Origin of the sequence: Candidatus Poriferisocius sp., assembly GCF_965214065.1 — a bacterium.
Classification (GTDB): Bacteria; Actinomycetota; Acidimicrobiia; order Acidimicrobiales; family Bin134; genus Poriferisocius.
In genome coordinates this window covers 943,554-968,807 of the sequence record NZ_CBDCAT010000028.1, presented here as the reverse complement: position 1 = coordinate 968,807, position 25,254 = coordinate 943,554, and the positions used below count along the sequence as shown (strand labels likewise).

Sequence of the window (25,254 nt, the reverse complement as noted above, 5' to 3'; positions counted from 1 at the left end):
CCGGCTCAGGGCGCCCGCCGCCCGCAGCTTGTCGAGGACGGCGGGCTGGGCCGGGACAGGACCCGCCACCACAGTCCCCGCCAGTACAGTCCGCCGCCCCTGCCGGAGGGAAGCTAACCCAACCCCGCGCAAGCCCGGTTCAGGGCGCTCACGATGGCCCGCATAGATGCTGTCGTTATATCCGTGTGGATACCGCACCCCCATAGCTCCCGGCCGTCAACCAGCAGCTCGATATAAGCCACGGCCTCAGCATCAGTCCCCCCGCCCCGGGCGTGCTCGCTGTAGTCCACCACCTTGACCGGGCTGTCGATGATCTCGTTCAAGCCACTCACAAAGGCGTCCAGTGAACCAGCCCCCTCACCGTGGACCACCACCTGCTCGTTGCCGGTGGTCAGCCGAGCCGTCACCACGGTGCGGTCGGCCCCCCGTGCGTTCTGGGCCGACTCGTAGCCGTTGAGGCGGTAGGGCTCATCCAGATCGAGGTACTCGGTGGCGAACTCGTTGTAGATCTGGTCGGCGGTGATCTCCTCGCCGGTTTCGTCGGCGATCTGCTGGATCACCCGGCTGAACTCGATCTGCATGCGCCGTGGGAGGTCGAGCTGCACCTCGGCCTGGAGCAGGTACGACACCCCGCCCTTTCCCGATTGGCTGTTCACCCGCACCACATCCTGGTAGGAGCGGCCCACATCCTTGGGGTCGATGGGGATGTAGGGAACCTCGAACAGGGTCTGGCCGCTCTCTTCCATGGCCTCGAATCCCTTCTTGATGGCGTCTTGGTGCGACCCGGAAAAGGCGGTGTACACCAGATCGCCCACATAGGGGTGACGGGGGTGGATGGGAAGTTGGTTGCAGTCCTCGGCCACCCGGCGCAGCCCGTTGATGTCGGAGATGTCCAACTCGGGGTCCACCCCCTGGCTGAACAAGTTCATGGCCAGGTTCACCACGTCTACGTTGCCGGTGCGCTCGCCGTTGCCGAACAGGGTGCCCTCCACACGGTCGGCGCCGGCCATGAGCCCGAATTCGGCCGCGGCCACCGCCGTTCCCCGGTCGTTGTGGGGGTGCAGGCTCAACACGATGCGGTCGCGTCGTGCCAGGTTGCGGTGCATCCACTCGATCATGTCGCCGTAGATGTTGGCGGTGGACATCTCCACCGTGGCCGGCAGGTTGATGATGACCGGCTTGTCATGGCCGTCGGCCAAGATCTCGGTCACCTCGTCGCACACCCGCTTGGCGAACGGCAGCTCGGTGCCGGTGAACGACTCGGGCGAGTACTCGTAGAACACCTCGGTGGCAGGCACCTGCGACTCCAGCGACCGGCACCACTCAGATGCCTGTGTGGCGATCTTGGCAATGCCGTCCATATCGAGGCCGAACACCACCCGGCGCTGCACGGTGGAGGTGGAGTTGTACAGGTGGACGATGGCGTCGGCCGCCCCGTCGATGGCCTCATAGGTGCGCTCGATGAGCTCCTTGCGGGCCTGGGTGAGCACCTGGATGCGGACATCGGAGGGGATGGCCTTCTGCTCGATGATCTCCCGCACGAATCCGAAGTCGGTCTCCGACGCCGAGGGGAAACCCACCTCGATCTCCTTGAAACCGGCCTCCACCAGCGCGGTGAACATCTTCCACTTGCGCTCGGAGTTCATGGGCTCGATGAGGGCCTGGTTGCCATCGCGCAGGTCCACCGAGCACCACCGGGGGGCGGTGGTCAGAACTGCGTTGGGCCAAGTCCGATCAACAAGCTTGATCGGCTCGAACGGCTGGTACTTGTGGATCGGCATTCCCGACGGCTGTTGGGGGTGTAATCCGGTTTTCATGGGCATGGCCTCTATTGGAATTGACTCACGAAAAAACCCCCTGCCCTTGCGGGTTCAGGGGGTCGGGGCGAGCACCTCTGGGTGCTCGCCCTACAAGAGCAGCAGGTGGGTGTGGATGCGGCTCATCGATTCAACTCTACGCCAACCCCTGATGTATTCCAAACAACTGGGCTCTTTCACGCTTGGGCCGGAGCCAGTCCCATATAGCGGGCCGACTGCACCCCGTCGATGGCCACCAGGGCGTCGGCCACCTCCTTGGGCACGGGATGGGGGGTGGCGATCACCATGGATGCCCCCTCCCCGGTAGGCGCTCGTCCCACGTTCATGTCGTTGATGTTGATGCCGGCACTTCCCAGCAGAGTGCCCACTGCGCCGATCACGCCGGGGCGGTCGTCGTTGGACAGCAAGATCATGTGGGCCGCTGGCGGCATGTGGATGGCGTGGTCGTCGGCCAGCACCAGCACCGGATCTTGTCGCGCCCCGGTCAGCCGCCCGCCGAGGCTATGACCCCCGCCCCGCACAGTGAGCAGGTTCACATGATCTTTCGAGGTGGGCGTGCTGATCGCCCGCACCTCCATCCCCCGCTCTTCGGCCATAGTCAGCGCGTTCACATAGCTGACCTGCATGTCCGACACCGCGCTCAGCAAGCCCTTGACCACCGACATGACCGCCACAGTGTTGTCGGGCTTGCCGATCTCCCCGATCAGCTCCACCTCCAGCACCTCGGGCAGCCGTTCGCACAGATTCCCGAACAGGCGTCCGAGCTGCTCGGCCAGCGGCAGATAGGGACGCAGCACGTCGGGGACGTTCTTGGCCGGAACGTTCACCGCGGCGGGCACGAACTCTCCGCCCAATGCCAGCATCACCTGCTCGGCAATGGCATCGCCCGCCTTGCTCTGGGCCTCTTCGGTACTGGCCCCTAGGTGGGGGGTGACCACCACCGAGTCCAAGTCGAACAGCGGCGACTCGGTGATGGGCTCTCCGTCGAACACATCAAGGGCCGCCCCAGCGATGCGCCCCGAGGCCACCGCCTCGGCCAAGTCGGCCTCGTCCACGATCCCGCCGCGTGACACATTGACGATTCGCAAGTTGGGCTTGGCCAGCTCCAGCAACTCGGAGTTGATAAGCCCGATGGTCTCCGGAGTGCGGGCCACGTGGATGGTGATGAAATCCGACTGGGCCACCAGCTCCTCCAGCGACACCAACGACATCACGCTGTGGAGGGCCATCTCCTCAGACACATAGGGGTCGCTGGCGATCACCCGCATGGCGAAGCCCAACGCCCGCTCGGCCACCAGCCGCCCGATGCGACCCAGCCCGAGGATGCCCAGGGTCTTGTCGCTCAGCTCGATGCCCTCCCAACGGCCGCGCTCCCAACGGCCGTCGGTGAGCGCGGCATGCGCCTGGGGGATGTTCCGGGCCTGGGCCAAGATCAACGCCATAGTGTGCTCAGCGGCCGAGATGATGTTGGACAAGGTGTCGTTCACCACCAAAACGCCATGCTCGGTGGCCGCGTCCACGTCCACGTTGTCGAGGCCCACCCCGGCCCGGCCCACGATCACCAATTCGCGGCCCGCGTCGAACACCTCGGCAGTCACCTGGGTGGCCGACCGGATGATCAGCCCGTGAACCCCTGCGACCGCCTCCAGCAGCTCATCGGGACTCATCCCGGTGCGGACCTCCACGTCATGGCCGGCGTGGCGGAGCTTGGCGACCCCGATGTCGGCGATCTTCTCTGCAACAAGGACCCTGGCCATCGGCTCTCAGGCTAGACGGAATTCTGTGGCCCGCTGGGGACCAATTGTCAGCCGCGTGATTGATTTCGGCTATCGGCGGATATCCACCTGCGGAATGTCGCCGGCCAAATCGAACCCCAATATCTCGGCGAAGAACGCCAGCTCGGCTTCTAGGGCGGCCACGATGTTCTCGGCTTTGCGGAATCCGTGCTGTTCTCCTTCGAACAGCAGGTAGGCCACGGGAATCGAGCGCTGCTCCAGGGCGGCCACGATCATCTCGGCCTGGTTGGGGGGAACCACCACGTCTTCAGAGCCCTGGAGCACGATCATGGGGGCCTCGAAGTCGTCCACGAAGTGAATGGGTGAACGGGCCTTGTACACCTCTTCGTCTTCGGGGTACAGCCCCACCAGGCTGTCCATGTAGCGGGCCTCGAACTTGTGGGTATCGATGGCCAGGGCGGCCAGATCGGCGATGCCGTAGCGGCTGGCCCCGGCCGCGAACACCTCGTGGAAGGCCAGCGCGCACAAGGTGGTGTAGCCGCCCGCGCTGGAGCCTCGGATGATGAGCCGGTCTCCGTCCACCTCGCCGGTGCGCACCAGATGGCGGGCCGCGGCTACACAGTCGTCCACGTCGCTGACGCCCCAAAGGCCTTGGAGCGCCTCCCGGTAGGCGGTGCCGTAGCCGGTGCTGCCCCGGTAGTTCACGTCCACCACCGCGATTCCCCGGCTGGTCCAGTACTGGATGCCGAGCTGGAGTTGGCTGCGAGCCGCACCAGTGGGCCCACCGTGGCCTAGAACCAAAAGCGGCGGCTTCTCACCGGCCGGTGCCCTCGCGCTCGGATTGGCGGGCGGGTAGTAAAGACCGTGGGCCTCCGCATTGTCGGTGGTGGGAAAGCTGATGGGGCGAGGGCTCGACAGATACGCCGGATCGACCGCGGTCCGGGCCGGCGGGCGGATTACCTCATGCGAACCGTAGGCGACGTCGATTCGCACCGCGGTAGGCTCTTGGGTCGGTGAAGCGGCAATAGCGCAGACGGAATGGGGTCCGGCAGGGCGGACACTTGCATAGGAGGTCCAGGGCAGATCGAGCGGCACAGGCCCAGAACCGTCGGCAGGAATAGCCCACAGTTCGGCCAACGATCCCCGCATGGCCGCCACCACCACCGTGTTGTCGTCGCACACCGCATAACTGGGATCGTCGAAAACCCAGGCCGCGCGGTGCATCTCGGAGTCGAGCTCTAGAACCGGAACGAGGTCGCCGCCGTCCAGCCAATACAGATTCCACCAGCCATTGTGGTCGCTCACCACGTAGAGCCGGCCGTCGGGACCCCACTGGGGCTCCACGACCGAGCCCATGCCCGATATCGCGCACTGGCCGTCTACCCACAGCTCGGTGTGGTCCCAGGGCATGTTGGGGTGGTTCCACTGCACCCACGCCAGCCGCTTACCGTCAAGGCTTGGACGGGGCCAGGCGTAGAAATCGGCCCCGGTGGCCACAATCTCGGCCTCGCTCGAGCCGTCGCCGCTCAGCCGCACGATTTGATTGGCCTCTTCCAAAATGCGGCCCTCTTGTTGGGCCACCCGGGCCGCGTGGTGGTCCTCCCGTACACACACCGTGGCTTCGCCGAGGGTTCGTCCATCGGCGTAGCGCCATCCGTGGGCGAACGCGGGCTCGGGCGTTACCGGGCGGGCCGTACCGTCAGCCGACACGTGCCACAGTCGGCCGTCGGCGTCGTCACAGGCATACACCCCATCGGCACCGTCGGGCCACCATGCTCCGCCGCCGTAGCTGTGTACCCGGGTCCGCACCGAAGCCGCGGTCCACAGGTCGGTGCCATCGCAAACCAGCGCATTGCGGCCGGACTCGGTGGGACGGGACTCGGTCCACCACATCCGGCCGTTCTGGCTCCACACGCCCACCGGCACAGCGGCGTCGGCCACCATTGATTGAGCCGAAATGGGCGACGGCCAGCTGCCGTAGGGCAGGTTTGTCGGCTCAGTCACTGCAACAAGTCAGCGATGCGACCGATGCCCTCACCCAAGTCGTCGTCGCCTAGGGCGAACGACAGCCGGGCATAACCGGAACCAGCGAAGGCCTCGCCCGGAACGATGGCCACCTGCGCCTCGTCGAGGATCCATCCGGCCAACTCGGCGGTGGTGTCGGGGATACCGGGCCGGCCCAAGACGCCTTCGAACGATGGGAAGGCGTAGAACGCCCCTTGGGGTTCAAGGCAATGCACCCCGTCGATTCCGTTCAGCAACCGGTGCATGGCCTTACGCCGCCGGTCGAAGGCGGCCCGCATCTCGGCCACGGCGTCTAGCGGCCCGCTGACCGCGGCCAGCGCGGCCCGCTGGGCTACGTTGGACACATTCGAGGTCTGGTGCGACTGGAGGCTCACCGCGGCAGAAGCCGCGTCGGGGGGGCCGATCAGCCAGCCCACCCGCCAACCGGTCATGGCGTATGTCTTGGCCACTCCATTCAGCACCAGGCAGCGATCGGCGATCTCGGGGACCACCACCGGGATGGAGCTGAACTCATTGTCGTCGTAGGTCAGATGCTCATAGATCTCATCGGTGATCACCCACACGTCGTGCTCCGCGGCCCACCGGCCGATGGCCTCCACCCGATCCCGGGGGTACACCGCTCCGGTGGGGTTCGACGGCGACACGAACACCAGCGCCTTGGTGCGGTCGGTGCGGGCCGCCTCTAGCTGCTCGACGGTCACCATGAACCCGTCATCGGCGGTGGTGGGCACCTCCACGCTGACCCCGCCAGCCAGCGAGATGGCCTCGGGATAGGTGGTCCAATAGGGCGCTGGCAAGAGCACCTCGTCGCCCGGGTCCAACAGCACGGCGAAACCGTTGTACACCGCGTGCTTGCCCCCGTTGGTGACCACCACCTGCGATGGCTCCACCTCGTATCCCGAGTCGCGGAAGGTTTTGGCCGCGATAGCCTCCCTCAGCTCCGGCAGCCCCCCGGCTGGGGAATATCGATAATTCTTCGGGTCGTCTACGGCGGCTCGAGCCGCGTCCAAGATGGCCGCCGGGGTGGGAAAGTCGGGCTCTCCCGCCCCAAAGCTGATCACCGGCGCACCCTGGACCTTCAGGGCCTTGGCTTTGGCGTCCACCGCCAGCGTGGCCGAGGGGGCGATGGCGGAAATGCGCTGGGATATGCGAGCCATGAGCGCAGCTTTTCACACCGCAACCGGGATTTTGGTGCTCAATTCCTAGTTGGCCGAACACCGCCTAATGTGCGCTCCGCATAGATAACGTGGGTTCTCGTGAGCAGTGTTGCCCTAACCCCCAAAGTCACCATTCCCCCCGACCTGTTGCCCGAAGACGGCCGCTTCGGCAGCGGGCCATCACGGGTGCGGCCGGATGCGGCTGCCGCTCTGGCCGCGGCCTCCGACGGCTTCCTCGGCACCAGCCACCGCAAGTCCACCGTGAAAGATGTAGTCCACCGTCTGCGGAGCGGCGTGGCCGAGTTGTTCTCGCTGCCCGACGGCTACGAGGTGGCGCTTGGCAACGGGGGCACCACAGGGTTCTGGGACGCCGCGGTCTTCAACCTGATCGAAACCCGCAGCCAGCACCTGAGCTTCGGGGCGTTTTCGGCCAAGTTCGCCGCTGGGGTGGCGGGTGCCCCCCATCTGCAAGAACCGGTGATCATCAGCTCAGAGCCTGGCACGCATCCCGAGGCGGTGGCCGACTCATCGGTGGACGTCTATGCCCTCACTCACAACGAGACCTCTACCGGGGTGTCGATGGAGCTGCGCCGCCCAGCCCCTGAAGGCCTCGTGCTAGTGGACGCCACCTCCGGCGCGGGCGGGCTGCGCTTCGATGCCGCGGAGACTGACGTGTACTACTTCGCCCCCCAGAAGTGCCTGGCCGCCGACGGCGGGCTGTGGCTGGCCTGCTGCTCGCCCGCCGCGGTGGAGCGAATCGAGCGCATCGCGGCGTCCGACCGCTGGATCCCGCCATTTTTGAACTTGGCCATTGCCCTCGGAAGCTCCCGAAAAGACGAGACCTACAACACCCCGGCGCTGGCCACCGTGTTCTTGGCCGTTCACCAAGTGGAGTGGATCAACGAGAGCGGCGGGCTGGAGTGGGCCGCCACCCGCTGCGATCAATCGGCCGACGTCATCTACACATGGGCCGAGAGCCGGGATTTCACCACTCCGTTCGTGACCGACACCGCTATTCGCAGCCATGTTGTAGCCACCATCGACTTCGAAGGAGTGTCGGCCGACGAGGTAGCCACGGTGCTGAGAACCAATGGGGTGGTCGACGTGGAGTCGTACCGGGCGCTTGGCCGCAACCAGCTCCGGGTGGCCCTTTTCCCGGCCATTCCCCCATCGGATATCGCCGCTCTGTGCGGCTGCATCGACTACGTGGTGGAAAATCTCTAGCAATGGACGAAGGGGCTGACACCACCGGGAAGCTGCTGGTGGCCACCCCACTTATTGGCGACGGGAACTTTGAGCGCACCGTGGTGCTTATGCTGGCCCATCAGGAAGAGGGCGCGGCCGGTGTGGTGCTCAACCGGCCGTCGGGCCTGCTGGTCAGCGATGCCCTGCCACAGTGGGCACCGCACCTGGTCTCGCCGCCCACCATGTTCATCGGTGGGCCTGTGTCCAACGAGTCGGTGGTGGCGCTGGCTCGAGTGCGACAAGACCCCGACCAAGGGTGGTGGACCCCCGTGCTCGGGCTGGTGGGCACCCTTGACTTGGAGGCCGATGCCAACGAGGTGGCCAGCGCAGTAGACGGCGTCCGCCTGTTCGCCGGCTACGCCGGCTGGTCCCCCGGCCAGCTTGAGGAAGAGATCGAATCCGGCGCCTGGTTCGTGGTCGAAGCCGACCCCTCCGACCTCTTGACCGAAGCCCATGGCGACCTGTGGGCCACCGTGCTAGCCCGCCAGCCCTCCCCCATCTCCTGGTTCACCCACTACCCCACCCACCCCAGCCACAACTGACTGACCGGCTCAGCTCAACCTTGATCGGAGGTCGGCGGAAAGGCGGGCGATCTCGTCAGGGGGGTTGAGAGAGTCGAGATGGTCGAGGTCGGCGCGGGCTTGGTCGGTTTGGCCGAGACCGATGGATAGCCAGGCTCTCCAGAGACGGGCTTCAGGGTGGTTGGGAGCGGCTTCGACTGCTTGGTTGATGCGCCGGGCCCCTTCGGCCACCTGGTCGTCGAGACCGGTTTGTGCGAGCATCACCCCGCTGAAGGTCAGAGCGCCAGCGTGGCGGGGATGATCGACCAACACCACCTGGTACACCCGCAATGCCAGCGCCGGGTCGCCCAAGCTGGGAGATTTCGGATCCCATAGGGCGCGGGCTGCGGCCACGGCGTCGTCGGCGGCCAATCCCAGGTCGGCCAGAGTCTCAAATTGCTCCCCGGCCAGCGACGCAATCTGGCATAGGGCGATGTTGGTCCTCAGGCCCTGGTTTTCCACCAACTGGGAAATGAATTCCGGTGGATCAGTTGCATCGAACGCCCCCAACTCACCCGCCGCCCCGGAGCAGTCACCGGTGCGATACAGCACAATGGCCCGAAACGCTCGGGCGTCGGAATAGCCGGGGGCGGCCACCACCGCGTCGGCCAGCACATCGGCTGCCTCTGCCTCTTGGCCCTCCAATACGAGCAGCCAGCCCTTGTAGGCCAGCGCATTGGGGTTCGAGGGCGACCGCTCCAGCACTCGGTCGTAAATGGCAATGGCCTCACCCAAGTCTCCAGCGGCCGCCGACTCCTCTGCGTTTCTCAACAACCCAGGCACGCTGGTCACCGCATCGTTGCCGGTGATGGTGTCACCCGAATGGCGCGACCCCACTGCCCGCCCCAGAAAGATCCCAGCAACAATCCCTACCGCCACTAGCCCGATCACCGCCGCGACCAGCTTGCCTCTTCTCCGCCCATCTGGCTGCTCAGGCTCCCCCCGATCTCCCCGAAGCGCATCTGCCGCCTTGCGGGTATAGCTCCGGCTCAGAGCCTGATGGTCCTCAGGGTCCAGGTCGCCTGCGGCCAGTTCTTCATCTAGATCCTCCAATGATGCAAGCCAAAACTCCTGCTCATCACCCCGAGAATCATCCACCGTCCTCACCCCCACCAGCATCGGGCAACTGCCGGTCAGGCAACTGGGCACGCGCCGACTCAACCAAGGCAAGATCTTCTTCAGAAACCGCTTCGCCGCCCTGCGCAGCCCGCCGCCACCGATTCAGCGTCAGCCCGAGCAACCCCACCCCCACCACCAGGCCCGCCACTGGAATCACCCACACCAACCCGCTAACCCCCGACGTCGACGGCGTCAGAATGACCCAGTCGCCGTAGTGCTCGGCAAAACGAGCTCGGATGTGGTCGTCGCTGTGCCCGGCCACGACGAGCCGGCCGATCTCGGCTCTGATCTCCCGGGCAATGGCCACGTCCGACTCCACCACCGACTGCCCCACGCACTGGGGGCAGGCAATGGTGGCGCCGATGTCATGGGCCCGCTCGGCATTGGTGCGGTCGTCTCGACCGTCCACCACCCCGAACACCAACATGGTGGCGGCGGCCACGCCGACCAGCAACCACGACAGGACCATCTTGCGGCGACGGGAGATCACAAGGCGGCCCCCGAACGGGCCAGCTGAGCCTCGAGCCCGGCCAGGGTGACGCCTCCGGTGAACTTGGACACCACCCGTCCACGGGGATCCACAAGGTAGGTCTCCGGCACGGCGGTGACCCTGAATTCAATGGCAATGCGGCCGGTGTTGGAGATCACAATGGGCCAATCCCCGCCCTGCTCAGCAAAGAACCGGTCGATGACCTCTACTTCATCTCGGAAGACCACGCTCACCAGCCGAATATTGGGATCGCCGCGGTAGCGGTCGTGGAATGCCACCAACTCGGGATGCTCCACCACGCACTGCACGCACCAGGTGGAGAAGAAGTTAACCACCACCCAGCGACCCCGCTGGGCGGCCATGTGGAATTCACCCCCGTCCAACGTCTCCTCGGCAAACTCAGGGGCGAATTCGGGCACCGGCGGCCCTCTTCGGTCACGCTCAGACACAGCGAACACCACGATGAGGGCCACGACCAATACACCGACTGCCAGCCCCACCCACCGAACCGTTCGCAGCCGCGAGGGCCTTTCAGACTGATCGGAATCGACGGGCTGGTCGGCGGACGGCGGCTGCTCAGGCAACGGGCGCCCCGCGTTCTCGAAGGGGAACTCCCGACACCGGAGCCGACACCGGCATGGTGGGCGACCTCCGACGGCCGGGAAATGCCGAGAACACCGCGCCCAGCAGCATGATTGCGCCGCCTATCCACAGCCACAGGGTCAGCGGCTGAACGGTCACCCGCACCCCGGCGGGGCCATCGGGCTCGTCGGGCAAGTCCAACACCGCCACCTGGATGTCCCGCACCGGCGACGACTTGGTGCCCGGCGTGCGCACCACTCCACCGTTGGCGAATCGGCTCACCCCCGGCCGGACCACCGTGCCGTCCACCAGCACCACCGCCTCGGTTTTGACCTTGTTGTCGAACACCTTGTCCTGGGTGCCCACAAATACGATCTCATGCCCGCTGACGTAGGCCGTCTCGCCCGGGGCGATGGTCAGCTCGCTCTGGTGCAGGTAGCTGTTGCTGGCCGCCAGCGCCACCGCCACCACGACCACGCCGATGTGCACCACCATGCCGCCGTTGGCCCGGCCCACCAAGCCCCGCCACCCCTGCCTCCGAGAGGCCAACACCAGCTGGCGCACCGCCGCGCCCCCAGCGAACCCGGCCAAACCAAACGCCAGCAGCGGGGCCAGGCCCCGAGCCCCCACCAGCAGGGCGATCAGCAGCCCGGCCACTGCTGCCCACCCCGGCCACATCAGCCGCTCCGACAGCCTCTCGGCGGTGGTCTTGCGCCACGGCAGCACTGGGGCCACCGCCATCAAGAACAGCAAGAGCAGCCCTATCGGCATGGTCATCTGGTCGAAGAACGGGGTGCCCACGCTGATCCGGTCGCCGTTTAGCGCTTCCACAATCAGCGGGAACACCGTCCCCAACAGCACCACGAACGCGAACAACCCGAACAGCAGGTTGTTGGCCAAAAACGACGCCTCCCGAGACAGCGCCGAGTCGATCTGCCCCGGCGAGCGCAACCGGTCGCCCCGCCAAGCGATGAGCCCCACGGTAACCACCACAATCAAGGTGAAGAACACCAACAGCGCCGGTCCCACCGCATCGGCGGAAAACGCATGAACCGAGTCCACCAGCCCCGAGCGGGTCAAAAACGTGCCCAATATGGTGAGCGCGAAGGTGGCGCACACCAGCGACAGGTTCCACACCCGCAGCATTCCCCGCCGCTCCTGCACCATCACCGAGTGCAGATAGGCGGTACCGGTGAGCCACGGCAACAGCGAGGCGTTCTCCACCGGGTCCCAGCCCCAGTAGCCGCCCCAGCCCAGAACGTCCCACGACCACCACGCCCCCAAGATGATCCCTGCGGTGAGGAAGGCCCAGGCGAATAGGGTCCACCGGCGGGTCTCCAATAGCCACCCCTCTCCCAAACGACCGGTGGCCAACGCCGCTATGGCGAAGGCGAACGGCACTGTGAACCCCACGTAGCCCAGGTACAGCATGGGAGGATGCACTGCCATCAGCCAGTGGTTCTGCAACAGCGGATTCGGCCCGGGACCGTTATAGCCCGGCGGCACGTCCATCCGCCGGAAGGGCTGGGCCAAGTCGAGGTTCGGCCAGTTGAACATCAGCACGAAGAAGAACAGGCACACGATGAACAGCACCGCCATGGCCCATCCCACCAGCGGATCACCGAGGCGGTGGCGGAACTTGGTGACCACCAGCACCAGATAACCGGCCAGGATTAGGGCCCACAGCAAGATTGAGCCCTCCAGCGCGGCCCACAGCGTGGCGACGTTGAACAGCGCTGGGGTGGCGTGGCTGCCGTTTTCCGCCACATACGACACCGAGAAGTCCCGGGTAATGAGGGCCCGTTCCATGGCGAACACCGAGAGCGCGGCCCCGCCCAACACCAGCCAGGCGCACAGCCGCACCCTGTCGAGTCGACGGGCGGCCACCATGAACACCCCAAGAGCCGACGAAGCCATCGCCATGGAGATGCCTAGAACCCCCAGGGTTATGTTCATTGCCGGCGGTCGCCCTTCAGCAATGAACCGCCGCTGTTCATTCGTATTGCCCGCGCTCTTCGGCGTCGTCGATGCGCTCTTGGTTGTCCACCCGGTAGTCGTTGTCGTGCTTGACCAGCATCCGGTCGCTGGCGAAGTACCACCCATCATCGGCCACACCGCCATAGGCGCCGCTTCGCACCCAGTAGCCGTCGATCACCACGGGCACCTCGGGCTGGAACTGGTCGGACACTCCGCCGGTGTGAACCACGTCGGCCACCACTCCGTCGAGGGTCACCGAGAACGCCACTGCCGGGCGCCCGTCGTCCAGAGTCACATCCTGCGGCGACCCGCTCACCGGCGAGCCGATCATGCGGAACCGGTCGTCGCCCAGTTCCTCCCGGCGCTCCACCGCATCGTCCACCTCGCGGAAAACCAGCGTGGCGTCGGCCAGCACCTTCCACAGCACAAAGCCGATCACCAGCAACACCGCGGCCACCAGCAGCACCGGAATCCACCGGCGGATGCCCCTCCGGGCGGGCCGGGGCGGCCTGGGGCTCAGATCCATGGCCTCGCCCGGGTCCACCAACTCCTCGGTCGGAGAGTCAGTCATCGGGCATCATCCACCGGCGGCGGTTCTCGGGCACCCGACGGCTCAGCGATCGGCCCCGCATCAGCACCCACCCGGCATAGGCCACCACCGCGGCCACCGAGATACTCCAACCGGCAACGATATATCCCACATGAGTCATGGCTGCTCCTCTGAGTCATCTGGCAGACCTGCCTCGGCCCGCCGTTCTTCCATGGCTTCGTCCACCTCAAGTTGTTCGATCTGGCTTTCGAGGTAGGCCAATCGGAAACGGTGCAGCAGCAGCCAGGCGAACAGCGCCATGCCCACTGCGAACGAGAACGACAGGGTGAACAGCGTCTCGTCTCTGATCTTGCGGGCGGTAAGCGTGGACTGCTGGTGCAGGGTGCGGTTCTCCCACCAGTCCACCGACCGGTTCACGATCACGATGTTCACCGCCCCCACCAGGGCGATCACCGCCGATCTCCGGGCCTTGACCACAGTCTCGGCCGGGATGCGGCGCACCGCCAGATAACCGACGAACACCAGCACCATCACCAGGGCGGTCACCTGGCGAACGTCGCCCCACTCCCACCAGGTCTGCCAGGTGGGACGACCCCAGATGGAGCCGGTCACCAGGGTGAGCACTCCGAATATCACGCCTATCTCGGCGGAGGCGTGGGCCATCATGTCCCACCAGTCGGTGCGCCACCGCAGATAGGCCAGGCTGGCCAAAAAGGTCAGCCCGAATCCGGTGTAGGCCAAGATGGCCGACGGCACATGGACGAACATCAGGCGCACCGCGTCGAACTGGCCCACCACGTCGCCCTGCTCGGTTATGCGGGTGTCTTCGGGCACCCAGGCGAAGGCCAGTGCCACCAGCACTGCAAAGCCGGCCAGCGCCAGCCAGCCCAGGACTCTCGTCGCCTTCGACGAGGTGGTCGCCGAGGCGCTGGCTTCGGTCGCCTGTGAAGAGGTGGTGGCGGCCACCGCGGTGCTCATGCTTCCTCCAAGAGAGCGCCATAGGTCAGCGCTCCGAATACCCCATATATTCCGGCGAATCCGGCCAGAAGGCCCAACCAGGCCCATCCTTCGGCCCCGGCCACGCCGAATGCGTCCTGAAATGCCCGAGTGGCCCCGACGAGCACGGGGGCCACAACCGGCAGCAACAGCACCGGCAGTAGGGTCTCCCGCACCCCAAGCCCAGATACCAGCGCCCCATACAGGGTGCCCGCGGTAGCCACACCAGCGGCGGCAGCCAGTCCCGCACACACCAAGAGGCCGTAGCGATGCACGGTCACGTCGAACAAAAGCACCACGCCGGCTGCCAACAGCACCTCCAGCACCACCAGCTGAATGGCGATGGCCGCCGCCTTGCCTCCGAACACGGCGATGGGGTCGATTCCCGACAACAGCAGCCGGTCGGAGGCCCCGTCGGCCAAATCCACCGCGAACGAGCGGCCGATGGCCAGCAGCGACGCTAAAAGCACCGTCACCCAGAACAGCCCGGGGGCATAGGTGCGCAACGCCTCCTGATCGGTGTCCAGCGCGAAAGCGAACAGCACCAGTACCGTGACCGCAAACGGCACGATCTGGTTGATTCCCACCCGGGCGCGCATCTCAATCCTCAGGTCCTTGCCCGCGATCAGCCACGCATCACGAAACACGGCGGTCTCCCCCAGTGGAAGCATTCTCACCGCTTGAGCCACCAGCCGGGTCGCTCCCAGCGCCCACCATCCCGCCCACGACGCTCACCACCCGAGGCTTGAGTACCTGGATCCGCTCTAGCTCGTGGCTGGCCAATACCACGGTGGCCCCGGCGGCGGCTGCGCCGCGGACCAGCGTGTCGACGGTGTCGCGCGACTGCTGATCCAGGCCAGCGTGGGGCTCGTCCAATAGCCACAATTCGGGTCTCCGCACCACCAGCGAGGCGATGGAGGCCCGGCGGCGCTGGCCTGCCGATAGCCGGCCCACCCGAGTGTCGGCCAGGCGCCCGGCGAGCGAGAGACGCTCAATCGCCTCTCCTACGTCGGCGCCGCCCGTCCCCGCAGCCCGGGCCCAAAAGGCCACGTTCTCTGCCACCGTCAGATCGTCGTACAGCCCGGTGCGGTGGCCCAGCAGCGCCACCCGGCGGCGCACCATCCGGCGCTCCTTGCTGAGATCGTGGCCTAGCACCCACCCCTGGCCCGAGGCCAGCGAGCACAGTCCGGCGCACAGCCGCAACAGGGTGGTCTTGCCCGCCCCATTGGGTCCTTTCAGCAGGACGATCTCCCCCGGCGTAATGTCGAGATCAACTCCGGCCAAGGCGGGGAACCGCCCCAATAACGTCACCGCGGCCCGGAGCCGGACAGCACTATCCACAACTCCCCTCAGGCTACAGGGGCACTCTTGTATCCCGGAAACCAAGCGTGCTCCGCTCCCTGTAGCCGCAGCCCCCATATCATCAGCGATGTGTTCGCGTTGGTGACCGAGAAGGCGTACCAGCAGCATCGGCCCCATTTCGACGCTCTGGATCGCGAGGGGCACGGCCTCCGGTGGCTGCGCTTATCCGATGGCGGGCAGCTACACGGACCCGCCGATGCCTGCCCCGAGGTGGCGTGGCTCTCCAGCGACTTGTTCTTTGGCGGCATTCTGGACCGATTCTTCGAGATCGCGGAGGGGGCGCCCGATTTTCGCTGGCTCCAGTCGGCCGCGGCCGGGGTGGATCTGGACGGGTACCAGCGGCTCATGGACCGGGGTGCCCGGATTTGCAACGCCCACCTCACCGCCATACCCATCGCCGAGTTCGTGCTGCGAGCAGTGCTCGACGAGTTCCAAGCCGCCGGGCGCTGGCGGGTTGCCCAGGCCGAAGGGCGCTGGGAGCACCACAATTTCCGAGAAGTGTGGCGATCCCGCTGGCTGGTCATCGGTCTGGGGGCCATCGGCGCAGAGACCGCCCACCGGGCCCGGGCGTTCGAAGCCCATGTGACCGGAGTCCGCCGCCACCCCGCTGGCGATGAGCCGGTAGACGAGATGATCTCGCCCGCCGAGATACCCAATGCCCTGCCCGATACCGACGTGGTGGTACTGGCCGCCCCGGCCACTCCCGAAACCGAGAACCTGGTGGACGACGGCTTCCTGTCGGCCATGAAACCGGGGTCGGTGCTGGTGAACATCGCCAGAGGCAAGCTGGTGGACGACGAAGCCCTGCTTCGGGCTCTGGACGGCGACCGCCTGGCCGCCGCCATTCTCGATGTCTTCAACGCCGAGCCTCTCGATCCGGCCCACCCCTATTGGACCCATCCCAAGGTGGTGCTCACCCCCCACTCCTCCGGCGGGGGCATCGGTCGATGGGACCGGGGCGCCGAGCTGTTCTGCGACAACTTGCGACGACTGCTGGCCGGCGAGCCGCTCGTCAACGAGGTGACCTCGATGCAACTGCCCGCCGACCTCCCCTTCGTCACGGGCAAGAAAAGGCAATGAGCCCGAAGCGGGGGGCGCTGGCCGGGCTCCGGGTGCTGGATATCTCGTCGTTTCTGGCCGCTCCGCAGGTGGCCACCTTCTTGGGCGACTTCGGCGCCGACGTCGTCAAGGTCGAACCGCCGTCGGGCGAGGCTCTGCGCCGCATCGGGGCCAGCCGCAATGGGGAGTCGCTGGTGTGGGCCATGGTGTCTCGCAACAAGCGGGTCATCACCTGCGACCTCAACCGCTCCGAGGGCCGCGACATCCTCCGCGGGCTGGTGGCCGAGGTACACGTGCTGGTCCACAACTACTCCCCGGCCATGCTGGGGCGCTGGAACTGCACCTGGGAGCAGCTTCGGGCCATCAATCCCGCTCTGGTGATGGTGTCGGTCAGCCCTTACGGGCACACCGGCCCACTGGCTGATCGGCCCGGCGCGGGAACCATGGCCGAGGCCTTCGCTGGGCTCACCCACATGACAGGTGAGGCCGACGGCCCGCCCATGCTGACCTCCATCCCGCTGGGCGACACCCTCACCGGGATATTCGGACTCATCGGCGCGCTGGTGGCCTGCTATGGCCGGGATGTGAACGGCCTCGGCGGCCAGCATGTGGACGTGTCCATGTACGAGCCTGTCTTGACCTTGATGGGCAGCACCCTGGCCGCCTGGGATCCCGACGGCGACGACCCGCCCCCGGCCCGGTTCGGGTCTCGCCTGGAAACCGGCGTCCCCCGCAACATCTACCGCACCTCCGATAACCGCTATCTGTGCCTGTCGGGAACCACCGACCGCCAGGTGGAGCGCATCCTGGCGTTGACCGGGCGGGACAGCCCCGAAGACCAGGCCAAGTTCGCCCGAATGGCCGACCGCCTGGCCCACAACGATGAGCTCGATGCCCTAGTGGCCGACTGGATCGCCCAGCGCCCCCTGGACGAGGCCGTCACCATCTTCGTCGAAGCCCGCATCCCGGTGGCCCCGGTCCACGACTTGCCCGGCCTGCTGGCCGATGCCCAGGTGCAGGCCCGCAGCAGCGTCACCATGGTGGCCCACGAAGTGCTGGGATCGGTGCCCATGGCCACCCCTGCTCCCATCCTGAGCGAGACCCCAGGCGCCATCGCCCACCCCGGCGCCCCCATCGGCGCCCACAACGCCGAGGTCTACGCGGAGTTGCTCGGCTGGGATGCCGACCGCCTAGCCCAAGCCCGATCCGACGGCCTCGTGTGACTACGCTGCGGGCCGAGACATCAGTGGGGCACCGGGGGTGTTCCGGGAAAGGGCAAAGAAGATGACCCCAGAGGAGACAGCTGCGGCGACGGGGATGCCAATTGCGACTATGGGGCGCAGCTATTTTGCAGCAGATGCAGTGGGCCAGGCACTCGGCGAGGCCGGGTTCAGCGGGATAGCCCGGTATATCGGCGCCCGTGGCGGGGTGCTGGGTGACGTGGCATCTGACGTGGCGGTATCCGGCTTCGCTCTCTTCCACCCGGCCATGATCGAAGCAGGTTGGAACCAAACCAATGAACAGGGGTCGCCCGCTGACGCGGCCGCAGCCTTTGCCGCCGGCATCGGGAAATGGGCTGCCGACACTTTCGGCCACCTCGACGGTCTGGGCGACTTCGCCGCCGCAGCACGCGCGGTGATCGGCGCCGCCGAACCCATGAGCCAGGCCCTCTACGCTGGGTGGCGGGCCATGCCGATGCCCGACGATCCAGCGGCCGCGGCCGGCCTGGCCATCCAGGTGCTTCGGGAGCTGCGCTTCGGATTCCACGTCCACGGCCTGAGCGCCGTTGGCCTCGCCCCCGTAGAGGCCATCATCGCCCAAGCCAATCCCCAGCACGCCCAGTTCTTCGGCTGGAGCGAGCCCTTCCCCGACCCTGAGCCCCTCAAGGACAAGCACCGCCAAGCAGAAGAGATCACCTCAGCCCGAATGGCCGAGGTCTACGAGGCCATCGACGCCGAACAACGGGCTCAATTCGCGGCCACCGTCAATGCCATCGCCGAGAACACCAACAGTTGACGGCTAGACGTCTAACACCGACAGCCGGTCCCGGGCCTCGAACTCCGACCTGATTACGGTTACATCCTGAACAGCAAGCTGGCGATAGATGTCGCCGTCGCGCACCCAGGTCTCGTCGTCTGATTCCCAGCGCTCTCGGCGCAGGGTGCGCTTGAGGATCTTGTTGGTCTCGGTTTGGGGCAGGGAGTCGGCCCAGCGCAGGTAGCGGGGGGCCCATTTGGTGCCCAGATCGTCTTGGGCGGCCAAGAAGCCAGCGAACCCTTCCGGATCGAATGCCGCACCGGGGCGGCGTACCACCGCGGCCATCACGTCGTCGCCCACCGTCGGGCTGGGCACGGCGAACACCGCAGCCAGGTCGATGTCGGGGTGGCGCACCAGAATTCGCTCGACCGGGGCGGCCGCGAAGTTCTCCCCGTCCACCCGCAGCCAATCGAAGTTCCGGCCCGCGAAGTACACGAACCCCTCGGCGTCCCGATAGGCCAGATCGCCCGACCAGTAGATGCCGCCGTGGGTGCGCTCCTCGTCGGCCTCGGGGTTGTTCCAGTAGCCCTCAAAGGTCGGCGCCGACACCATCGACACCAACTCGCCGATGGCCTCGTCGGGGTTGAGCAGCTTGCCGGTTTCGTCGAACACGGCCAATGGCGCCTCCTCCCCGGTGTCGGGATCGAGAATCTTCACGCTCTCGTCGGCCCGGCCCAAGGCGTTGGGAGGGGTGTCGGGGGTGCGGCTCACCGCCACTCCGCCCTCGGTGGAACCGTAGGAGTCCTCCACCGGCACGCCGAATCGGCGGGAAAACCGCTCTAGGTCGTGAACCGCTCCCTCATTGCCGAACACAATCCGCAGGGTGTTGTCGGCATCGTCGGGCTGCTCGGGAGTGGCCAAGATGTAAGTGAGGGGCTTGCCCACGTAGTTGAAGTAGGTGACGCCGAATTGGCGCACATCGGGCAGAAACCCCGACGCCGAGAACCTGCGCCGGAAGGCGGCGATGCCTCCCGCGGTCAGACAGGGCACCCAGCCGGCCATCAGCGCGTTGGAGTGGAACATGGGCATGGCCTGGTAGAACACGTCGTCGGGCGTCAGCTTCCGCATCTCGGTGATGACCTGGCCGATCCGAGCCAGCCGGGCTTGCGAGCAAATGGCCGCCTTGGGGTCGCCGGTGGTGCCCGACGTGAACAGCAGCAGGTAGGGAGCCAGCGGATCGATTTTGGCCTCGGGGGGCTCGGCGTCGGTGTGGAGGGCCAGCGCGGCCGCCCACTCCGGGGAGTCTGTGTCCAGCACGCGGCCATTGGCCGCGCCTAGATCCAACCCTTCCAGCAAACCCAGGTGGCGGCTCTCGGTGATTATGACGCCGCAGTCGGCATGGGTGATGTCGCGGGCCAGCTCCACCCCCTGCCGAGTGGGGTTGATGCCCACAACCGCCGCTCCGGCCACGGCGGCCCCGCCCAGCAGCATGGAGTATTCCGGCCCGTTGTCCAGCAGCGCGCCCACGTGGAAAGGCCCCTCACCCCAACGGTCCAGCAGCAAGTGGGCCCGAGCTATGCACCCGGCGGTGAACTCTCGGTAGGTGTGCTGCTCGTCCTCGAACAGCATGGCCAAGCTGTCGTCGTCGGCCCGGCTCAACACCAGTTCTCGCACGGTGGGCAGGGATTCGGCGGGGACGTCCATGACTGGATGGTAGACAGGCGGCAAGTGAAGCTAGAAAGCTGAGGGGTCAAGGGCAACGGGATCGAAGGGGACCGAGCCTCCAGAGGCTGAGCCGGTCCCGACCCGAGCCTGGAGCGAGCGGCTCACCGCCACCGGCTGGCTGGCCTCCACCAGCAAGGCGTAGGCGTCGCCTTCAGCCAGCCGGTCCACAGGCACCACCAGTCGGCCGTGTGGCGCCACTTCCACGGGATCGAGCTGGGCGATCGGAACGACCTGGCCGTCGGCGACCTTCGACACGGTGACCAGCGCGATGGAGTCGGGCGAGGGATTGACCACGGCCAATGCCACTTCGGCCCCATCGGCCCGATTCCCAGCAATCAGGTGCCGGACCGCGGTGACCGAAGCACCTGCCGCGGTCGTCACTCCCGCCGATGACGACAATGCCGAAGCGGCGGCCACCCGTTCAGCCACGATGGGGACTCCGTTGTACACCTGCACCGCAGTCCAGAACCCAATGCCGTCGGACAAAGAGCTCAAAGCGCTATAGGAGAAGGGGGCGGGGGGAAGCGGGTAAGACCCGGCATCTCCAAACACCAGAGCGATCTGCTGAGCCGGAGGCACTGATACCTCAAATGGCGCCAGCGCGCCACCGGTGTCGGCGGCGTCCAACCGGATGCCTACATAGGCAGACGCCTCCTGTTCCGAAGGGTTGTACAAGATAATGTGCTCGACCATGCCGGAGTCTGCGGGTCCGGCCGGGAATACCCACTGCATCCGGGGCTCCGGAATCCCTGGGCCCGCGGTCAACCCCTCCAGGCCCTCTGCGCCGTCGAAGAGCTGGAGCCTCCCGGCGACGATTCTCCCGACCTGCGACTCGATCGTGGTGGAGACCGACGAGAACCGGGGGACCGCGTCGTCGGCATCGACTACCACCAGCGACCGAGCCGGCACCAAAACCCCCCTGAGCGTCTGAGGCTTGCGGATTCCTTCGTCGGTGGAGAACGTAAACTTCACCACCGCGCGGTCGGGAAACGGGTTGAACAGGGTGAACGCCAACCGGGCATCTCTCCGAGTCGATCCGGCGGCAAAGTGCCAGACTGCGGACGAGCGGGTGGCGCAAGGCATGACGTCCAGGCCGGTGGGACCCTGCACTCGCTGCTCAACTATCGCCTGGCCTGAATCGATTTCGACCAGCGCCGCGGTGTAGGGGGACTCCACCACATCGGCCAGGCGCAGGGATGCCTCCGACTTGGCTGCCACCGCCAGCGTCACCTCTCGAGGTGCAGCCGACGCCGACACAGAGCCCGCCGGCGTCTCCGGAAACACCGACACTGCCGCTGTCATCGGAGTGTCGGTGGGGTTGGCCACGATCACCGAGTGATCGGCGAACTCTCCCGGCATCGACGTTCCATCTCCGCAATACCAAACCCCTCCCTCTGCGTCAGGACCAGGTGCTGCGCTTGTGACCCCTAGGCCCACCAGGAGGGCGCCTTGTGCCGACTCGTCGCCATCCTTATCCGCCACCGCCAGCCCAACCACCATCACCAACGCCAGCAAAACCAATGGCCAGCGGACCGCCCTGCCGAGCCCTTTCCCGACGCTCACCGCATCTCACCCCGGAGAGCTCTTCGGCGGCTAGCTTCGTCGGTGCTGATACGGGCCAGCCCGATCAGAGCCGCTACCCACAATGCCAGCTGCACTGCCAACAGCAGCCGGGTCAGTCCGGAGGCGCTGTCGTCGGGCGACACGGCCACCGAGAGTTCGGTCGTCGACGGCTTCAGCGCGGTGTTGTGATACGTGGCGATGCCTGCGGTCAGACTGCCAGGGGCCAAATCGAGCTGGCCGTCGAGCATCTCAAACAGCCACCTTGGCGCGGGCTGAGACAAGTCGCCATAGGGCGCAGGTGCTAGCCGTTCAGCCACCAGAATCGTGTCAATTCCCCACTGGGAGAGCTCAGCGCCCAACCGCTTGGTGCCCGCCGTTGGGGCTCCGACGACCGATTCCCCCACTTGGCGGGTGCGGTCGTCCAGTTCGCCGACCCAGCGTTGAGCCACCGTGGGAAAGGCTCCGCTGTCCGACACGGCAAACGACAAGCCATCGTCCAGCTTCCAGCTGCCCTGCGGCAAGACGTCGGGGTGGCCGATCCACAAGACCCGGCTCTCTAGGCCGTCGCTATCGCCGGCGGTGTTGTCGGAGAACGGGGCGACATCAGAGTAATCCTCGTCGGTTGCGTTCCAGTGGCCGCCAGCGACAACGGCCAGCAATGGGAGCATGGCCGCCACCAAGGCGACTAGTGCAGTAATCGGCACGAACTGTCGCCACCCGAACCGGTAGCGCGGAACATCCACTTGAAATGCGGCCATTCCCATGGCTGCGGCGATCGCCAGGCCCACGGCGCCGGGCACCTGAACGACCTCGGGCCTAGGCAGAGGCACCGGGGACCAATCCTGTTCAGCGGCCAGAGCGACCGCCGCGGAGCCCAAGTAAAGCATCCACCCCCGCACTGCCCAAGCCAGGCGATAGTCGTTGGCCAAAGCCAAAGGGAGCACTGCGCCAATCGGCAGGGCCCATCCAAGGCGGTCATCACCAAATGGCCCAGTGTCGAACCGGAGGAGCTCCGCCCAAGAGCTTCCGCGGCCGCCTCCCGGCCTATCGCCGAACAATGACGGCAAACTGTCCAGCAGCCAAGGCAGGTTCAGCACAGCGGCAACGGCTGCCCCGGCCACTGCAACCAGTATTATCCGCACCGTCCCTTCGGCAGTCCCAGCCAGAACCGATCCCAGAAGCAAACCAGCAAGTACCAGAGCCACCACGATCAATGCCTCCGACACCATGGCAATGGTCAAAGCAAGCAGCAGGCCAACAGACAAGGCCTCCCCGAAAAATGATGGTCGGTGGGAGACCGGGCCGGAGGTGCCCTTCGAAGAGCCGAAGGGGGTGAGCCTTCCCCCAGTCAGCAAAGCTCCCATCAACCAGGGAACCGCCCCGTACAGCAGCAACGCGTCCCAGACCCCGTTGGCCAACGCGTTGTAAGGCACCGGATTGGCCATATACACCGCGAGAGCCACGACCTGGACCCATTGGGCGCCGAACGGGCGCATGAGCCGCCAAACCCCCAATCCCCCCAGCGGAACCATCCCCACGATCAGCACGGTGCGCAAAAGGCCGGTCTCCCCCAAGAACAGCCAGCTCAGCAGGGTCAATACTCCCAAACCGGTGGGAGCGAACCCTTCTTGACCCAATCCGACAGGGCGGAATTCGCTCCACCAGCCGCTCAAGAGGTCGGAACTAGATCCAAGCCCGGTCAACCCGCCTGCCACGGGAATACCCCCAGAAATGAGGCCGCGGGCACCCAGCAATACCAGGATCAATGCGGCCAGCCACACCACCACCGAAACCCGTGAGCGGCTCAACCGGGATAGAAGGGTGCTCCGGGCCGAAGGCTCGCGCCCAAATCCAGAACTGCCCGCCCCTCCACCGCGTTCGGTCAAAAACGAGGCAAGCTGGGCGAATCCCCGAGCCTGGGACAGCCGAATATGGGCATCTCCGACATGGCGGACGCGGCTAATCTCCCGCCGCCGCTGCCTGATCGATCCGGGGCGCACCAGGTTGTAGCCCCACGATCCCGCGATCTCCCGGGCTCGGCTCACATGCCCGGTGAGTACAGCCGCCAGCAGCCCTACCGCCGACAAGATCATCGCCTGGGGAACCACCCTCAGTGAGTGCCAGAACCCGTAGACAGAAAGCAGAGTCCGCACTCGGTGACGGCGGTAGAACCGCCCAACCAGCGGAGGCGGGAGGCGTTCGTTCAGCCGCTGTCGGTGGCGGACTACCGCCGAGGGCACCACCATTACCCGCGCTCCCACGATGCGGGCTCGCCAGCACAGGTCTACATGCTCATAGCAGAACGACATCTTCGGATCGAAGCCGCCAACTACCCGGAACAGGTCTGCGCGCACCAGCACGCACCCTCCAGGCACCGCGAACATGTCCTGAACAGCATCGTGCTGCTGTTGGTCCAGTTCCCCCTCCTCCACCGTGGAGACCGGAGTCCCGGTCTTGTCCACCAGAAGGCCCACCTGTCGAATGACCGACTGATCATCCCAGTCCACATACTTGGGCCCGACTATTCCGGCGTTGGAGCGAACCGCCTCCTCGGCCAGCAGCCGCAGCGCATTGGGCGCCAGCACCACATCGTCGTGGCAAACCGCTATGAAACCTGGGGCGGGATCAGCGTCCAGCACGCGGTTGGCCGCCGAAGCGAATCCAGTAGTGGACTCCAGCCGGAGGACGGTGGCCTGGGGCAAGAAACGGTGAATCCGGGCTGTGGGGTCGGCCTCGCTGCCGGTGTCCACCACCGTCACGTCCACCAGGTGATGGTCTTGGGCGGCAACCGACTCCAACATTTCGTCAAACCACAAACCCGGATCGTGGCTCACGATCACCACTTGGATTCTGATGTCGGATGTGGCTTCCATCAGGATTCGGTGCGACTGACGAATTCTCGGAGGGCGACCGCCAGGGCGGGGGCTTGCTCGACGGCATCGGACAATACGGTGCGGACAGAGTCGGGAAGCTGCCGGGCCAGGTCAGCCACGGCGTATCGGACGTCGTCGGGGATCTGCTCGGCTAGATCGGCGAAGGCGTCCCGCAAATCGTCGGGCATCTGCCCGGTCAGGTCCCGCCGAGCGGCCTGCAAGCGGTTTATGGCCAGCAGTCCGAGGCCCGCTGCGGTGTAGATGCCGTTTTGAATGCACTCGACCAGCGGGTCATCCTCGGTTCCTGATTCCTGATCCGACCGCGTTTCGCCCACCTCACCACCGTACCGGCCCGCCCGACAGCAAAAGAGACACGGCTCTGACCTCTTGATGACTCGTCACCGAGTACGGCAAATGCGCGTCCGAAGTGGCACACTCGTG

22 protein-coding genes are annotated in these 25,254 nt (G+C 66.2%); 5 read left to right on the top strand and 17 right to left on the bottom strand.

Annotated elements, in window-relative coordinates:
• Positions 1 to 113: 113 nt before the first annotated feature.
• The 4 genes from leuA to ACOOGG_RS15895 form a co-directional block, all read right to left on the bottom strand.
• On the bottom strand, positions 114 to 1,817 hold the full coding sequence (gene leuA / locus ACOOGG_RS15910; RefSeq protein ID WP_420436805.1) for a 2-isopropylmalate synthase: 1,704 nt from the start codon (positions 1,815 to 1,817) through the stop codon (positions 114 to 116).
• 176 nt (positions 1,818 to 1,993) lie between these two features.
• A complete protein-coding gene (gene serA, locus ACOOGG_RS15905) occupies positions 1,994 to 3,574 on the bottom strand; it encodes a phosphoglycerate dehydrogenase (RefSeq protein ID WP_420436803.1) in 1,581 nt (526 codons plus the stop codon).
• 69 nt (positions 3,575 to 3,643) lie between these two features.
• On the bottom strand, positions 3,644 to 5,557 hold the full coding sequence (locus ACOOGG_RS15900; RefSeq protein ID WP_420436801.1) for a S9 family peptidase: 1,914 nt from the start codon (positions 5,555 to 5,557) through the stop codon (positions 3,644 to 3,646).
• Entirely contained in the window at positions 5,554 to 6,735 is a 1,182-nt protein-coding gene (locus tag ACOOGG_RS15895) for a pyridoxal phosphate-dependent aminotransferase (RefSeq protein WP_420436799.1), read from the bottom strand. Before ACOOGG_RS15895 ends, ACOOGG_RS15900 begins: the two co-directional genes overlap by 4 nt.
• A gap of 99 nt (positions 6,736 to 6,834) precedes the next feature.
• Here ACOOGG_RS15895 and serC point away from each other — a divergent pair, with 99 nt between their 5' ends.
• Together serC and ACOOGG_RS15885 are read left to right on the top strand one after the other, a co-directional pair.
• Positions 6,835 to 7,959, top strand: a complete 1,125-nt coding sequence (serC, locus tag ACOOGG_RS15890) for a phosphoserine transaminase (RefSeq protein WP_420436797.1) — start codon at positions 6,835 to 6,837, stop codon at positions 7,957 to 7,959.
• 2 nt (positions 7,960 to 7,961) lie between these two features.
• Positions 7,962 to 8,522, top strand: a complete 561-nt coding sequence (locus ACOOGG_RS15885; RefSeq protein WP_420436795.1) for a YqgE/AlgH family protein — start codon at positions 7,962 to 7,964, stop codon at positions 8,520 to 8,522.
• Positions 8,523 to 8,531: 9 nt separating this feature from the next.
• On the opposite strand, the gene ACOOGG_RS15880 is transcribed toward ACOOGG_RS15885, so the two are convergent.
• From ACOOGG_RS15880 to ccmA, 9 genes are all read right to left on the bottom strand, one after another.
• Positions 8,532 to 9,638: a tetratricopeptide repeat protein gene (locus tag ACOOGG_RS15880; protein ID WP_420436793.1), complete on the bottom strand. Its 1,107-nt coding sequence runs from the start codon at positions 9,636 to 9,638 to the stop codon at positions 8,532 to 8,534.
• On the bottom strand, positions 9,631 to 10,128 hold the full coding sequence (locus tag ACOOGG_RS15875; protein ID WP_420436791.1) for a cytochrome c-type biogenesis protein: 498 nt from the start codon (positions 10,126 to 10,128) through the stop codon (positions 9,631 to 9,633). The genes ACOOGG_RS15880 and ACOOGG_RS15875 overlap by 8 nt, the downstream gene beginning before the upstream one ends.
• A gap of 17 nt (positions 10,129 to 10,145) precedes the next feature.
• Positions 10,146 to 10,649, bottom strand: a complete 504-nt coding sequence (locus tag ACOOGG_RS15870) for a TlpA family protein disulfide reductase (protein WP_420436789.1) — start codon at positions 10,647 to 10,649, stop codon at positions 10,146 to 10,148.
• Positions 10,650 to 10,725: 76 nt separating this feature from the next.
• Positions 10,726 to 12,687, bottom strand: a complete 1,962-nt coding sequence (locus tag ACOOGG_RS15865) for a heme lyase CcmF/NrfE family subunit (RefSeq protein WP_420436787.1) — start codon at positions 12,685 to 12,687, stop codon at positions 10,726 to 10,728.
• Between the two features lie 37 nt (positions 12,688 to 12,724).
• A complete protein-coding gene (locus ACOOGG_RS15860) occupies positions 12,725 to 13,279 on the bottom strand; it encodes a cytochrome c maturation protein CcmE (protein WP_420436785.1) in 555 nt (184 codons plus the stop codon).
• Positions 13,272 to 13,418 (bottom strand): hypothetical protein, encoded by a 147-nt coding sequence (locus ACOOGG_RS15855; protein WP_420436783.1) that lies wholly within the window; start codon positions 13,416 to 13,418, stop codon positions 13,272 to 13,274. The genes ACOOGG_RS15860 and ACOOGG_RS15855 overlap by 8 nt, the downstream gene beginning before the upstream one ends.
• The gene (ccsA, locus tag ACOOGG_RS15850; RefSeq protein WP_420436781.1) at positions 13,415 to 14,236 is read right to left on the bottom strand and encodes a cytochrome c biogenesis protein CcsA; all 822 of its coding nucleotides are present in this window, start codon (positions 14,234 to 14,236) and stop codon (positions 13,415 to 13,417) included. Before ccsA ends, ACOOGG_RS15855 begins: the two co-directional genes overlap by 4 nt.
• The gene (locus tag ACOOGG_RS15845) at positions 14,233 to 14,901 is read right to left on the bottom strand and encodes a heme exporter protein CcmB (RefSeq protein ID WP_420436779.1); all 669 of its coding nucleotides are present in this window, start codon (positions 14,899 to 14,901) and stop codon (positions 14,233 to 14,235) included. Before ACOOGG_RS15845 ends, ccsA begins: the two co-directional genes overlap by 4 nt.
• Entirely contained in the window at positions 14,891 to 15,595 is a 705-nt protein-coding gene (gene ccmA / locus ACOOGG_RS15840) for a heme ABC exporter ATP-binding protein CcmA (RefSeq protein WP_420436777.1), read from the bottom strand. The genes ACOOGG_RS15845 and ccmA overlap by 11 nt, the downstream gene beginning before the upstream one ends.
• A 90-nt stretch (positions 15,596 to 15,685) precedes the next feature.
• Here ccmA and ACOOGG_RS15835 point away from each other — a divergent pair, with 90 nt between their 5' ends.
• The 3 genes from ACOOGG_RS15835 to ACOOGG_RS15825 all read left to right on the top strand — a co-directional run bounded on the left by ACOOGG_RS15835 (position 15,686) and on the right by ACOOGG_RS15825 (position 18,691).
• On the top strand, positions 15,686 to 16,696 hold the full coding sequence (locus ACOOGG_RS15835) for a D-2-hydroxyacid dehydrogenase (RefSeq protein WP_420436775.1): 1,011 nt from the start codon (positions 15,686 to 15,688) through the stop codon (positions 16,694 to 16,696).
• Positions 16,693 to 17,898 carry a CaiB/BaiF CoA transferase family protein gene (locus ACOOGG_RS15830; protein ID WP_420436773.1) on the top strand — a complete coding sequence of 402 codons (1,206 nt, stop codon included), beginning with the start codon at positions 16,693 to 16,695 and terminating at the stop codon, positions 17,896 to 17,898. Before ACOOGG_RS15835 ends, ACOOGG_RS15830 begins: the two co-directional genes overlap by 4 nt.
• 61 nt (positions 17,899 to 17,959) lie before the next feature.
• On the top strand, positions 17,960 to 18,691 hold the full coding sequence (locus ACOOGG_RS15825) for a helix-turn-helix domain-containing protein (protein WP_420436771.1): 732 nt from the start codon (positions 17,960 to 17,962) through the stop codon (positions 18,689 to 18,691).
• Between the two features lie 3 nt (positions 18,692 to 18,694).
• Here ACOOGG_RS15825 and ACOOGG_RS15820 read toward each other — a convergent pair whose 3' ends face one another.
• Genes ACOOGG_RS15820 through ACOOGG_RS15805 form a run of 4 tightly spaced genes read right to left on the bottom strand, consistent with a single transcriptional unit; the run spans position 18,695 to position 25,148 of the window.
• Positions 18,695 to 20,356, bottom strand: a complete 1,662-nt coding sequence (locus tag ACOOGG_RS15820; protein ID WP_420436769.1) for an AMP-binding protein — start codon at positions 20,354 to 20,356, stop codon at positions 18,695 to 18,697.
• A gap of 30 nt (positions 20,357 to 20,386) precedes the next feature.
• Positions 20,387 to 21,940 (bottom strand): DUF5719 family protein, encoded by a 1,554-nt coding sequence (locus ACOOGG_RS15815; protein WP_420436767.1) that lies wholly within the window; start codon positions 21,938 to 21,940, stop codon positions 20,387 to 20,389.
• Positions 21,937 to 24,813: a glycosyltransferase gene (locus ACOOGG_RS15810; protein ID WP_420436765.1), complete on the bottom strand. Its 2,877-nt coding sequence runs from the start codon at positions 24,811 to 24,813 to the stop codon at positions 21,937 to 21,939. The genes ACOOGG_RS15815 and ACOOGG_RS15810 overlap by 4 nt, the downstream gene beginning before the upstream one ends.
• Positions 24,813 to 25,148, bottom strand: a complete 336-nt coding sequence (locus tag ACOOGG_RS15805; RefSeq protein WP_420436763.1) for a hypothetical protein — start codon at positions 25,146 to 25,148, stop codon at positions 24,813 to 24,815. The genes ACOOGG_RS15810 and ACOOGG_RS15805 overlap by 1 nt, the downstream gene beginning before the upstream one ends.
• Positions 25,149 to 25,254 lie beyond the last annotated feature (106 nt).

Bases quoted from the DNA above. Each gene is read 5' to 3' on its own strand.
- leuA (WP_420436805.1), bottom strand. From the start codon at position 1,817: ATGAAAACCGGATTACACCCCCAACAGCCGTCGGGAATGCCGATCCAC.
- serA (WP_420436803.1), bottom strand. From the start codon at position 3,574: ATGGCCAGGGTCCTTGTTGCAGAGAAGATCGCCGACATCGGGGTCGCC.
- ACOOGG_RS15895 (WP_420436799.1), bottom strand. From the start codon at position 6,735: ATGGCTCGCATATCCCAGCGCATTTCCGCCATCGCCCCCTCGGCCACG.
- ACOOGG_RS15885 (WP_420436795.1), top strand. From the start codon at position 7,962: ATGGACGAAGGGGCTGACACCACCGGGAAGCTGCTGGTGGCCACCCCA.
- ACOOGG_RS15875 (WP_420436791.1), bottom strand. From the start codon at position 10,128: ATGGTCCTGTCGTGGTTGCTGGTCGGCGTGGCCGCCGCCACCATGTTG.
- ACOOGG_RS15865 (WP_420436787.1), bottom strand. From the start codon at position 12,687: ATGAACATAACCCTGGGGGTTCTAGGCATCTCCATGGCGATGGCTTCG.
- ACOOGG_RS15860 (WP_420436785.1), bottom strand. From the start codon at position 13,279: ATGACTGACTCTCCGACCGAGGAGTTGGTGGACCCGGGCGAGGCCATG.
- ACOOGG_RS15855 (WP_420436783.1), bottom strand. From the start codon at position 13,418: ATGACTCATGTGGGATATATCGTTGCCGGTTGGAGTATCTCGGTGGCC.
- ccsA (WP_420436781.1), bottom strand. From the start codon at position 14,236: ATGAGCACCGCGGTGGCCGCCACCACCTCTTCACAGGCGACCGAAGCC.
- ACOOGG_RS15830 (WP_420436773.1), top strand. From the start codon at position 16,693: ATGAGCCCGAAGCGGGGGGCGCTGGCCGGGCTCCGGGTGCTGGATATC.
- ACOOGG_RS15825 (WP_420436771.1), top strand. From the start codon at position 17,960: ATGACCCCAGAGGAGACAGCTGCGGCGACGGGGATGCCAATTGCGACT.
- ACOOGG_RS15820 (WP_420436769.1), bottom strand. From the start codon at position 20,356: ATGGACGTCCCCGCCGAATCCCTGCCCACCGTGCGAGAACTGGTGTTG.
- ACOOGG_RS15810 (WP_420436765.1), bottom strand. From the start codon at position 24,813: ATGGAAGCCACATCCGACATCAGAATCCAAGTGGTGATCGTGAGCCAC.